Origin of the sequence: Bowdeniella nasicola (assembly GCF_001907295.1) — a bacterium.
Classification (GTDB): Bacteria; Actinomycetota; Actinomycetes; order Actinomycetales; family Actinomycetaceae; genus Bowdeniella; species Bowdeniella nasicola.
The window spans coordinates 1-11501 of record NZ_MQVR01000082.1; the positions used below are offsets into that span (position 1 = coordinate 1).

Here is an 11501-nt window from a genome sequence, read left to right on the forward strand (position 1 = left end):
CCCTGGGCTTCCGGAACCTGAGCCACTACATCGCCCGCAGCCTCCTCGAGGCCGGCGGATTCAAACCCCGACTACACCCTCGATTGTGAAGAGCCTCGTAAGCTCTCGTGCCGCCGAGTGCTTCTCAGCCTGGACCAAAAATAGTTCGCGAAAGACTTCTCTATCCGGGTCAAGCTCAAGGCCAGCTTTTGCAGCGCGGTTTCGAATACCTTCTGAACCGAGGTGAGATTCGAGGTCACCGTAGCCAACGTAGATGTTCTGTAGTGCGCTAAGGGACAGCAGCATTCGACCGATCTGCCCTGAGGACCCTTGGTTGCCGTGCCACAGCCTGCCATTGAACACCAGGCCGGATCCAACCCCCTCGAACACGGCCAAAGCGACGAGGGCAGCCGGATTGCGCAGTTCCCCGTACGTTGCCTCAGCAAGGGCAATGAGGTTCGCATCGTTGTGGACCGCGACAGGAACATTGAGTTCTTGACGAAGAATCGACCCCAGGCGCACGTTGTGCCATTGGAGCGAGGGAGCAAAGTCAATCGTTCCATCGGCTTGGACCGGCCCGGGGACGGAGACTCCAACGGCGATGATTCTCGGCGAGTTCTTCGAGGCTCGAGGGAACGTCGACGTAACGACCCGGATGGTGTGGGTAAGCCGCGCTGATGGATCCGCATCAACGATTTCGTGCCGCTGGCTAAGGATGACGTTGCCCGCGAGACCAATGAGCGCCACGTCGGTGTGGTGGTCCGCGACATCGACTGCAAGTGTCGCCACCGCGTCTGAACTCAAGGTGAACTGCGCGCGCGGTCTACCCCCGGTGCGATCGAGCGAACCGGCCTGACAAACAAATCCCATCTTCACCAGGTCGTTGACTGCCCGCGAAACGGTGGCCAGCGATAGTTCCGTCCGCTCTGCGATATCGGCTCGCGAGAGCGGGTCAGAATGCTGCAGGACTCTAAGGACGCTTGCGCGATTCGCGCGCGACAGTGCGTGAGTGCTCATGTGTTCTCGCGTTCAGCTTGTTCGTCGTCGTCTTCGACAATATCGGTCTGTGGTCCCGCGACCCGGCTCGCGCGTTGGATCGCCCCCGGCTGGGCCATCTCCCGCACCCACGCAGCGTCGTCCTTGTGGGCAAGCTCCTCGGCCGATTCGACGATGCGTCGCCGCTCGCCTTCGATCACGTCCTGGATCTCGGCGTCCTCGTTGACTTCTTCAACGACGGCGAGCAGGCGCAGCAGCTGGATGAGGACGAATGGTTCCGCGCTCGCGTAGCGCCTCACGGGTCCGACGATTTCTTGCAGAAAGTCGACCGGCGTCGGGACGGGCGCGTAAGCGCGGATGATGCCGTCATCATCGGCGACCCATTCGCCGTTGAGCGGATACTTCGCCACCGTGCGCGCGATGGAGATTGCCTGGTTGACGGCGTGCACGGCGGTCGTCGGGTCGTTCGTACCAGGCGAGAGGGCACGCACCGCAATATCGGACAGCTGGTGCATGCCGAGGCGGATATCTGCGTCAGAGACGCGCTCGTGGTCGACGGATACACACCAGGTCGGCAGCTCGAGATCCTCGGGGAGCCGACCTCCACGGGCGAAAACCCACGCGACGACCTGCCCGGTGATGACGGCATCGCCAGGCGCGACCGCGATGATGACGATCGCGTCGCGCTCCTTCGCCCAAGTGGCGGCGCGTTCGGTCGCGACGAACCGGACGTGGCCGGAGTCGGTCGCTCGCACTGGCTCAGCGGAGTGCGGAATGGCGGGCGCCTCTTGCGGGCGAGGATCGTGGCCGCAACGGCGCCACCAAGGGCGCACAGCAACGGCACAAACCCGATCGTGTCGGAGACGAGGCGACGCAGCCTCTCGGGAAGGGCGCATGCTCCATTGTCCCCACTAACCTGGTTTCATGACCACCCGCCCGCACTCCGCCGGCCGATATGCGCCCTCTCCCTCGGGCCGGCTCCACATCGGAAACCTGCGCACCGCGCTCATCGCCTATGGGCTCGCGGTGCGTTCGGGGCGCCGCTTCGTCATGCGAGTGGAGGACATCGACCGGGTCAAGGAGGGGGCGGCGGCCGACCAGCTCGCCGATCTCGCGGCGCTCGGAATCACGTGGCAGCACCCCGAGCTGTATCAATCGACGCGAGCAGAGGCTCACCAACAGGCGCTCGCCGAGCTCACGCGACGCTCGCTCACCTACGAATGCTACTGCTCACGTAAGGACATCCTGGCGGCGCCTACGGCCCCGCACACCCCGCCCGGCTCCTACCCCGGCACGTGCCGCGACATCAGCGAAACCGAGCGCGAGCGCGCCCGCGAGCGCCTGGCTGCCGCCGGGCGCAGCCCCTCGATTCGGCTCCGCGCCGATACGCGAAGTTTCACCGTTACCGAGCAAATCGTCGGAGTGAGCCCCATCGCTCCCGAGGACGCCACCACGAGCTATACCGGCGTCGTTGACGATTTCGTGTTGCGGCGCGGCGACGGCGTCCTCGCCTATAACCTCGTGGCCGTCCTCGACGACGCCTATCAGGGGGTGGACCAGGTGTGCCGCGGCGACGATCTCTTCGCCTCCGCGCCCCGCCAGGCCTACCTTGCCGCAATTCTCGGCGTCACCGAACCGGTCTACGCGCACGTCCCCCTTGTGGTCAACGAGGAGGGTGCGCGCCTCGCCAAGCGCGATGGCTCGGTCACGCTGCCGCAGTTGATCGAGGCCGGGTGGACGACGGGCGACGTCATCGAGTGGTGCGCGACGAGCCTTGCCCTGCCCCGCGTGCGCACGGCGGAGGACTTCGTCGCCGAGTGTTCACTGAGCGCCCTGCGAGCGGCCTGCGGCCCACATGTTTTTGCGCCGCCGACCCCTTAGACGTCCTCGCGACAGGCGAGCAGCCTCCGTGCGGCGAATCCCGCGACGATGAGCATGATGACAACGTAGACGAGGCTGATCCAGTCGAAGGATTGCCCTTCGACCCACACGGGCGCAAGGAGCTCGCTCACCCGATAGCCGGGTAGCCAGCGCGCCACAGCTTGCAGCGCACTCGGGAACGGGTCGATCGGGAAGACGGCTCCGGAGAGGAAGAGCAGTGGGAAGAACGCGGCGGAGCAAATGCCTTGGGCTCCGCGCGGCGTCCCGGATACCGCGGCGATGCAGGCGCCGATCATGAGGAACATGGCGACGCTGAGGATCATGAGCGGAATGAGGGCGAGCGGGTTGCTCGGCCAGCGTGCCTGCCATCCGAGCCGCAAGGCGAAGTACGAGGCCGTCCATCCGATAAGGACCATGAGCAGCAGGACGAGGGCGTAGGCGCGGAGCACCAAACCCGCGCCGTAAGGGCGGATACTCGCCCCCGCGAGGGTGCGCGCCTCGATCATTGACGACAGCCCGACGCCCATTCCGAATAGCCCGATGATCATCGTGAACATGACGCCCGCGTTGACGCCGAGAGCGTCGACGATGCGGTAGCCCGGAAGTTCGCTGCCAATCTCGTCTTTGCCAAAGGCCAGTGCTTGAATGAGCACGATCATGAAGGGGACGAGCACGTTGAAGATGGCGGCCTGGGGTTCCCGCAGGAAGCCCAGCGCCTGGTTGCGGAACTGCAGCATGAGCGGCTTCACTGGGAACCTCCCCGGTAGGCGAAAAGGTAGGCATCGGTGAGCCGGGCGGAGCGCTCGCGCACCTGGATGCTGTGCTCTTCGATCCGTCGTATATCGTCATTCAGCTGGCGTCGGTCCGTGTAGCCCAGCGTCGACGTCCCCCGGTCTTGGCCTAGCAGATGCCGGCTAGGCAGCTCCGCGTCGCCGAGGATATCGCGAACGGCGAGCGTGGGAACCGGCAGCACCCCGATGAGCCCCGAGTGTGCGACGAGCTCATCGACGGGCCCTTGGGCCATCATCGTTCCCTCGCGCATGATGATGACCTCGTCGGCGTACTCCTCAGCTTCGTTGAGGTCGTGGGTGGTCGCGAGCAGCGTCGCATGCCGTGCCCCCATCGCCTCGCGCAGGGAGGCCCACAGGGACAGGCGAGATTCGAGGTCGACGCCGCTCGTGGGCTCATCGAGCACGATGAGATCGGCCTCGCCGAACAGCGACGCGGCGACCATGACTCGTTTTTGTTGTCCCCCGCTGAGGCGCCCGTAGCGGCGCCCCATGAGGTCGGCGATCCCGAACTGCTGGGCCAGATTGTCGATCTGCGCGGTGGGCGCCCCGTAGATCGCAGCGACGGCCTCGAAGTGTTCGCGGACCGTGACCTGGGCGTGGAGTGCCGCGCCCTGGAGGCACACGCGGATCCGGCTGCGCAGGCTCGGGTCGCCCGGTGCGCAGTCGAGCACCCGGACGCTGCCGGCCTCGATGTGTCGCAGCCCGATGAGCGTTTCGATCGTCGTGGTTTTCCCGCATCCGTTCGGGCCAACGAGAAAGTATGTCCGTCCTTGCTCGAGTCGGAGGTCGACCCCGCGCAGCACCTCTCGGCCTTGGTATGACTTCCGCAGCCCCTCGATGCGTACAACTTCAGTCACGTTGGTATCCCTCCGATCACGGGTAAGGCAGCGGCAGAACCTGTCCGTCGGGCTGGATCAGCTCGGGACGGACGTCCGCGATCCGCGGGTGTCCGAGCATGGGGCGCGATTGGAGGAAGGGTGTCGTGAGTTCCGGGATGAAGACCTTCACGACGCTGAGGCTGGTCCAATCGGGGTGGGAATAGTCGAGCACGATCGGATCGATCCCCTGGGCGAGGAGCTCGCCGGTGAGTTGATCGAGAGACTCTCGTGTCGAGAGCTTTTCACGGCCAAGATCGCCGACAGCCTCCTCACCAGAGATCCATTCGCCGCGCAGATAGTGCTCGAGGTGGTGGCTGTTCTCGGGCAGCCCGTAGTAGCCGATCGCCTGGAAGAACAGCGTCATCTCGCTGAGGTGCCGCTCGCTATTCCAGTCAAACATGGTGCGCACGCTACGCCCGACGGAGGAGCCCGGGGCAACGTTGGCGAGGCTGAGCGTGCTGCGCGTTTGACCGAACTCGGCGGCAGCTTTCCGCATGGCGACGCTGCCGCTGTAGTCGCAACCACCACCCGCACAGTACTGCCGCCGCGGCAGCCACTCCTGGAAGCCGATCACGCTAAAAGTGCTCGCGCTGCACACGTTGGAGCGGTGCCGCAACAGATACCCACCGGAGTGGTCGAGCTCGAGGCGATCAGCAAAGCCTCCGAGCATCTGCCGCACGGTGTCGTCGATCTCGACGAGATGCGGCGGCTGGTTCGTGTACCAGGAGACGTTGACGGCATCACGTTCGATGACTTCGGTCAGCCCGTGGTAGACGGCATCCGTATAGGAGATGTGGCACGACAGGCCACCGGATACGGGGTAACCGATGATTGCTTCGGCCGGGTCGTAGATGTGGACCATGTCGACGAGCTGGGCCGGAACCCATACCTCCTCGCCGCCGCGCAGCCGTCGGCCGCATACCCACTGGATGGGGGTGTCCTCCGTGAAGCGTTCGTAAAGAAAGTGGTCCTGGGCGTACTGCCGGTCACTGAACAGGCGAACGTCGGACGGCGAGAGGCAGTTGAATCCGGCTTTGAGCATCTCCTGGTAGGAGCCCCCGCGGCGGATGCTCGGCATCTGCGGTGCGGTGGATACGAGGCCCGCCACGACGCGTTCCAAGGATTCGCCGATCGTCGACAGCGTCACGTTGGGCAGCGCAAACCCTTTGCCTCCGCCGAAGAGCGTGTCATTGACGCCAGCTTCCATCGACGGCTGGCCGTAAACATCTTGCAGGAGGCCATCGATGTCGAACAGCTCGGCGTGCCCCGCATAACCGCCACCGGCGGGCTCCCCAGAGCCCAGGAAGGTGCTGGCACGCAAGACAGGACCGTAGAGCGGGGTGACGTGGGGCAGCATGTCCTGCAACGAGCACAACCCGGTTCCCGACGTTGATGGGGGCAGCGCGCCACCCGGGTTTGCCGGAATCGCTGTGACTTTCATAGTGCTCTCCTGTCTGCGGCGAGGCAGTAGTTTTGTGCTGATTCTTTTTCGGCTTGAATGGTACTGACGGCGCCGGCGACGACGATGGCGCTCATGTGTTCGCGCAGCTCGGCGATCGATGCCGCGTCACCGTCGCACAGCAGCAGGTCCATGCGCGCTCCCGGCTCGATGACACCGGAGTTAAGCGCCGGAATGGCTGCTGCGGGATTCGATGTCGCCGTTCGCAGGGCGGCCTCGAATCCGATGTGGCGTTCTAGGGCGGCCAGCTCATCCCACAGGCCTAGCCCGGGGACAACACCGGCGGCGCCCGCTCCTGAGGAGGCGAGCAGTTGGGAGTCGGGACGGCTCTTGATAGCGGCGTCGGGCCAGCCATCGAGGTCTTCCACGCGACGTTCGCCGTAGAGCTTTTTCAGCACGCCGCGAGCGATGCGTCGTGCCATAAAATTTCCCTCACCAGCGAAGTGTTTGAGGTAGGGCAAAAACGCTCGTCCGAGCGTCGCATCGGGGCCGTTGAGCATCCCCTCGACGGTCCACAGCGAACAGGCAATGATTTGCGGGCTGACCCACTCCCGATCGCCGCGGTGTACGAAGAATCCGGGCACGGTCATCCCACCGCGTTCGCGGGTGAGGACCACGGGGCCGGATATACCGCTCACATCGACCGCGTCAGGTTCGGCGATGACGAGGCACGCGGCCCCCAGCGTCTGCAGCGCGGACGCGAGTTCCGAGACGTGTCCCGCGTCTACGACGTGGTCGCACCGCCGGGTGGGCGAGCTCGACACTCGCCCCAGCGATGAGACGGCATTGATCTCGTGTTGGCCGATCAGCCAGCGCCCCACGCTACAGGACGATCCCGTGTCGACGACGGATGTCACGCCATGTGAGCGGCACAGGGCAATAAACGCTTCCTCGGGCACGAAGGGGTGTTCGCGGGATGTGGGGCCTTCGAGGTACCCCTCAGCCCACACGCCGACATCGATCAGGCCCGGCAGAACCAGGGGATAGCTCACTGCCGATGGGCTCCGGCCGCTGTCGATCGTGTCGATACGGTCGCCGCCGGTTACCGTGACATCGGTAATCCATTGGGTCCCGGTGAACAACCGCTCAGCATGGATGTCGGTCATTAGGCGACCTTGCGAGCACGCCGAACCGAAATTGCCGTGAGGGAGACGTTGAGGGCAACGTGAGCGATTGCCGAGGCAACCCATCCACCGGTGAGCGCTCCCCACACGAGGATCGAGCCCACGATGAGCTTGATCGTGATCTGCCGGAATCCGTAATACCAGTGCGAGAATCCGAAGACGATCGCCACGATTCCCGCGGCAATCCCCTTCGGCAGGTCCCACTCGTAGAGCAGCGCCCCCAGGGCCACCGAGCGGAAGACAAACTCCTCAAGCACGGCTACCAAGGCGAGCAGTGCATACTGTGCACCGCCGCTTCGCGCCCACAGGGGTAGCGCCCCCTCGTATTTGGCATTCGCCGCCATGCGCTGTTCGGAGTCGCGGGCGCCGAAGAAGATCCGCTCGGCGGCCAGTTCAACCAGGAGACATACGACGAAGGCAGCGCCTGCACCAAGAGCGAGACGCCCGAGTACCGGTCCGTGCTGGGAGGGGTAGAACCAGGAATAGACGTTCGGGACGGTTGCGAGGCCAAGCGCGCTCACGAGGAGCAGGACGATAAGCCACCACATGAAACCCGAACGACGGAATGCTGCCATGCCACCGGGGCGGCGCCGCGCAAGGGGATAGCCGATGAATCCCATCAGGGCGATCTGGACCAGGGCGGCTCCTGCCGCGATAAGACCGACGATCTGCGCACCCATTATGTTCTGCTCCCCACTGCCATGCTCAGCAGCGGCACCTGCCCTTCTTCGAGGCACAGCAGCTCCGATAGTGCTTCATCAGGAAGCGAGCCGAGGATGCAGGACCGCAGTTCAAGCGCGGTTGCCACGAGTTCCAGATGTCCCGTGGCCACGCCGGCGTCGAGGAGGGATAGTTTCGCACCCATGGCGCCATATTTGTGGTCAACCCGGTCCGGGTTGGACACGAGAACGATGAGCGCACCGGCTCTCTCGAGCCACGTCATGCCGGGGATCAGCCGAGCAACACGCTGGCCCATTTCCCCGGAAAATTGCCGCACGAGACCACGCTCGTAGTCGTAGTAGTAGCTGCCGTTGTCAACACCGTCGACGTTGAAAACGATGCAGTAACCATCGATCGACGCGAGCCCGCCGGCCGACGAGCAGTATCGGAGCGGAGCATCCCGCCAGTCATAGGCGATCGTGGTGTCCCGCTGACCAAACGTCCAGGCCAGCAGGGACACGAGTGCTTCCTTCGAGATAGCGGAAACACCGAAATCACGTCGCGAGGCCCGCGCCTTGATCACATCAAAAAAGCCGTGGGTCGATGCGATGCTCGGCTTCGCCGTGCCCACAACGTCACCGGGAAGGTCCCGGCGGTAGTCGGGCGGGGTGGGGAATGCTGAATTCGGCTCGGACCGGAGCTTTGCCATGATGGTCAGAATTGTCGCGGTGAGCGACGGAGCTTCGATCTGCGCCTCGTCTGCGGTGCGCTTGAGTCCGGCGGTGAGGATTTCGGTTTGAGCGAAGGGATCCGACGGTGTTTGGCTCATTCCTCTTCCTTCCTGGGCAATTCTCGTTGGTACGCCATCGCTACCGGCACCCGTTCTAGGCCGTCGAGGCCGAAAACGCGCCCGCAGGCATCATCAAAAAACTCGCGCTCCCACGACCACTGATCACCTACCGACGCCTGCTCCCACAGGCGCTGGAGATGACCGATAGCTTCCCCGGCAGCAACCAGGCTGCGGCGCTGCCCGCGCAGACCACCAAAAGCACCGAGCCGACCCGGAACCGCAGCAATAACAAGCACGGTGCCGGTCGTGCGGTCATCGACCGTGTGGAAGGGAGCCGTTCGAGCCGAGAGGACCTGTCCCAGTTCCTCGTCGCTGAGCCGGCGATACCGGACGAACTGGTTATTCATGAGCAGAAAGGCGGTGTCACCGATCAGCGCATAAATCTCGGTGGAAAAGCGCCAGTCCTCGTATGCGCTGGGAAGATCCCCAACGCGGAAGCCCAGGTGGTTGAACGTTTCATCATCGGTAAGAGCGGCTCGTACTGCCCAATCGTGAGATTCGTCGATGGCGAATTCTTCGTGCAGCGTTCCGGCGAGCCAGGAACCGACGCGCTCCAAAGCTTGTGGGGAAATTAGCCGGGCGTGGGGTAAGGCCTGCTCACCGACCTGCGCATTAAGGAGGAACGTCTCCCCCAGTCGCGCGACTGGATCCCATCCGCTGATGCGATCCAGCCACGCCGGGTCGTTGCCGTCATATGCATGGAGCGAGACTTGCTCACTCAGCGTGGCATCATTCGTGGTCACCGATGCTCCCTCCTAGTACAGCGGGTTTCGCGCAAGGGGTTGCATCGGCAGGCACACAGGGCAGCGCGGTAGGCGCATCAGACTGTTCGTAGAAACCTGGTGGGTGGTCGATCGTCCATGAACGACGGTCCCAGCCCGTTCAGAGGTCCCCCGCAGAGACAGTTCAAGCAGGCTCACCGCTAATGCTGAGGAAAGCCCCGCCTGTCCGACGACGTTTGAACTCGTGTGTCCCTGCGAGGAACGGTGTCGAAGTAACGTTTCGTACTGCTCACGGTCAGCGCTGGATCGAGCCCACAGTCGCTCGGCCTCCCACGCGCACGCAGTTTGCCCCGGTACGACGTAGGGACCGACAGTGTATTCAACACCATCCAGTCTCGAGTAAAGGACTGGTACACCAGCCGCTACAGCTTGCTCATTGAGCCGGTACATCTCCGCGCGCTCGGACTCGAAGCTGAAATGTACAACAGGTTTGCGGTCCCGCCGAAGCGCCACGGTATCGGTTTCACCGTTATGTAGCGGAGCTGCGGGGGCAAAGTCAGTCAGGTTGATCTCATCTGGTCGAACCACGACAAGGGGGATCCCCCACGCTCGGGCACCTTCGAGGACTCCGTCAGCGTCGCGCGAACTCACGACCGTCACCGGCCGCAACAACGACGGATCCGGAAGCTCCCCGTAGCGAACGAAGGCCGACCAGATTGTTTCAAGGTCTGCGGGCTCGGAATCCTGGTTGACCCCCAGGACGCCGGATTCCCTCATAGTTTCCAGTAATTGTCCGCAGGCTTCAGGACTCACTGCCGAATCGAGAATGCCAGCGAGCTCCTCGGGGGTGTGAGCCCCGTCTTCCAACGCTCGAATGATTGACGCCGTAATGCCACGTCGCTCGGGGTCTTCGACGAGAAGACTGAACCCTTCTAACGCGCTCCCTTTGACAATCACTTCGTGCGGGGAAAGTGGAATATAGCTCGCTGCCGATAGCAGTGTGTATCTCCGTGACATGGTGCGTTGAACTACCTTTCAGGATGTTTGTTTGAGCAACACACTCCACACGCAAGGACTGTGGCCCGCGGAATTCGCATGGTGGTAGTTAGGCAACCAGGACGAGGCCGCCAGAAAGCTCCGTGGCATCGAGGGTCGAGCACGCAGCTTCAGCACCACCGACAGCCGAACAGCAACAGCAGCAGCACGTCCAGCAATGGCAGCAGGAGCTGCAGCATGCACCAGCGGGGACCAGGCTCGTAGCGCTCCGCAGAGCATCGGAACCAATAATCGAGATCTTCAAGGTAATCGCCTCCATTTTGGCTTGATCCAGTTGAAGCAGTTTTGAGTTTACAGGCGAGAAAAAACAGCTGTAAAGACCCAAACGGAAATATGCAACACACCAAAGAGGTCAGAGGATCGCCAGGAGACTGGCTAGTAGGGCTCACGAAAAACAGGGTTTATCCACCTGTTTTTGCCAGGATGCCGCGGATCGCAGTCAGCCCTGACGCGAGTCTAAAGCCCCCTCGCCCCGTCCCATTGGCGCCGACCAAAGCCGGAAAAATTCTTGTTTCCGTTACCACGCGTTAACCACTTTGTCGTGGCTCGCGGCGTTGGTTAGCCGGCTCGAAGCGTGCCGACGACGCATACGAAAACGGGACCGACGACGCTCTTGCGGCGCAAGCTGAAGGAGAATTAGTCGAGGACAGAGACCATGGTTGCCACGAGTCGCAGGTCGCGCAATTTTCGCAGAAAGTCGCCCGATTCGACGGCGTGAAGCATCTGAGGCACGGCAGACCATGGAGCGGTAATCTTGAAACCAGATGAAACCGTGGAAAAACGCAAGCTCGGAGGTGAATAAGGATGACGATTCACCTCATGGATGCGATCGAAGATGCCGTTGAGACAAGTATCCAGCCGTTGATCCCGGACCCCTTTTGCGAGTTGTGGACGGTAATGTTCAGGGTCGTCGAGACGGGGACTGTTATCCCGGCTTGGGCTAAGGCCGAATTGTTGGACGAGTTCGAACCTATTTACTTCATCCTCCTAAAGAAAAAGGGCAAGGATTACAGGCTCTTCAGAGTTGAGTGTGGGTTGATGCGTCCAGGCCGCCAGTGATGAGGAGCATTCGTAGCCGGTAGTTCTCGAGGTTGCGGAATCCGCG

Annotated in this window: 12 protein-coding genes; 2 read left to right on the forward strand and 10 right to left on the reverse strand. The window is 63.0% G+C overall.

Going from position 1 to position 11501, the window contains the following annotated elements; translation table 11 throughout:
- Positions 1-60 precede the first annotated feature (60 nt).
- Both BSZ39_RS10950 and BSZ39_RS10955 read right to left on the reverse strand, forming a co-directional pair.
- Positions 61-996 (reverse strand): ROK family transcriptional regulator, encoded by a 936-nt coding sequence (locus BSZ39_RS10950; RefSeq protein WP_073717369.1) that lies wholly within the window; start codon positions 994-996, stop codon positions 61-63.
- Complete coding sequence (locus tag BSZ39_RS10955) at positions 993-1871, reverse strand: DUF2254 family protein (protein WP_083603295.1); 879 nt, start codon at positions 1869-1871, stop codon at positions 993-995. Before BSZ39_RS10955 ends, BSZ39_RS10950 begins: the two co-directional genes overlap by 4 nt.
- Positions 1872-1899: 28 nt before the next feature.
- Here BSZ39_RS10955 and gluQRS point away from each other — a divergent pair, with 28 nt between their 5' ends.
- Complete coding sequence (gene gluQRS, locus BSZ39_RS10960) at positions 1900-2856, forward strand: tRNA glutamyl-Q(34) synthetase GluQRS (protein WP_073717371.1); 957 nt, start codon at positions 1900-1902, stop codon at positions 2854-2856.
- Here gluQRS and BSZ39_RS10965 read toward each other — a convergent pair.
- The 8 genes from BSZ39_RS10965 to BSZ39_RS15125 are packed head-to-tail and all read right to left on the reverse strand — an operon-like array spanning position 2853 to position 10357.
- Positions 2853-3605 (reverse strand): ABC transporter permease, encoded by a 753-nt coding sequence (locus BSZ39_RS10965; protein WP_073717372.1) that lies wholly within the window; start codon positions 3603-3605, stop codon positions 2853-2855. The genes gluQRS and BSZ39_RS10965 overlap by 4 nt on opposite strands.
- On the reverse strand, positions 3602-4504 hold the full coding sequence (locus tag BSZ39_RS10970; RefSeq protein WP_083603296.1) for an ABC transporter ATP-binding protein: 903 nt from the start codon (positions 4502-4504) through the stop codon (positions 3602-3604). Before BSZ39_RS10970 ends, BSZ39_RS10965 begins: the two co-directional genes overlap by 4 nt.
- 16 nt (positions 4505-4520) lie before the next feature.
- Positions 4521-5966: a YcaO-like family protein gene (locus tag BSZ39_RS10975; RefSeq protein ID WP_083603298.1), complete on the reverse strand. Its 1446-nt coding sequence runs from the start codon at positions 5964-5966 to the stop codon at positions 4521-4523.
- Positions 5963-7090: a hypothetical protein gene (locus BSZ39_RS10980; protein WP_073717375.1), complete on the reverse strand. Its 1128-nt coding sequence runs from the start codon at positions 7088-7090 to the stop codon at positions 5963-5965. Before BSZ39_RS10980 ends, BSZ39_RS10975 begins: the two co-directional genes overlap by 4 nt.
- Complete coding sequence (locus tag BSZ39_RS10985) at positions 7090-7788, reverse strand: CPBP family intramembrane glutamic endopeptidase (RefSeq protein WP_073717376.1); 699 nt, start codon at positions 7786-7788, stop codon at positions 7090-7092. Before BSZ39_RS10985 ends, BSZ39_RS10980 begins: the two co-directional genes overlap by 1 nt.
- Complete coding sequence (locus BSZ39_RS10990) at positions 7788-8597, reverse strand: SagB/ThcOx family dehydrogenase (RefSeq protein ID WP_073717377.1); 810 nt, start codon at positions 8595-8597, stop codon at positions 7788-7790. The genes BSZ39_RS10985 and BSZ39_RS10990 overlap by 1 nt, the downstream gene beginning before the upstream one ends.
- Positions 8594-9361, reverse strand: coding sequence for a hypothetical protein (locus BSZ39_RS10995; protein ID WP_073717378.1), 768 nt, complete (start codon positions 9359-9361; stop codon positions 8594-8596). The genes BSZ39_RS10990 and BSZ39_RS10995 overlap by 4 nt, the downstream gene beginning before the upstream one ends.
- A 12-nt stretch (positions 9362-9373) precedes the next feature.
- Positions 9374-10357: a TOMM precursor leader peptide-binding protein gene (locus BSZ39_RS15125; RefSeq protein ID WP_143180503.1), complete on the reverse strand. Its 984-nt coding sequence runs from the start codon at positions 10355-10357 to the stop codon at positions 9374-9376.
- An 843-nt stretch (positions 10358-11200) separates the two neighbouring features.
- On the opposite strand from BSZ39_RS15125, the gene BSZ39_RS11005 reads away from it, so the two are divergent.
- The gene (locus tag BSZ39_RS11005; protein WP_143180504.1) at positions 11201-11455 is read left to right on the forward strand and encodes a hypothetical protein; all 255 of its coding nucleotides are present in this window, start codon (positions 11201-11203) and stop codon (positions 11453-11455) included.
- Positions 11456-11501 lie beyond the last annotated feature (46 nt).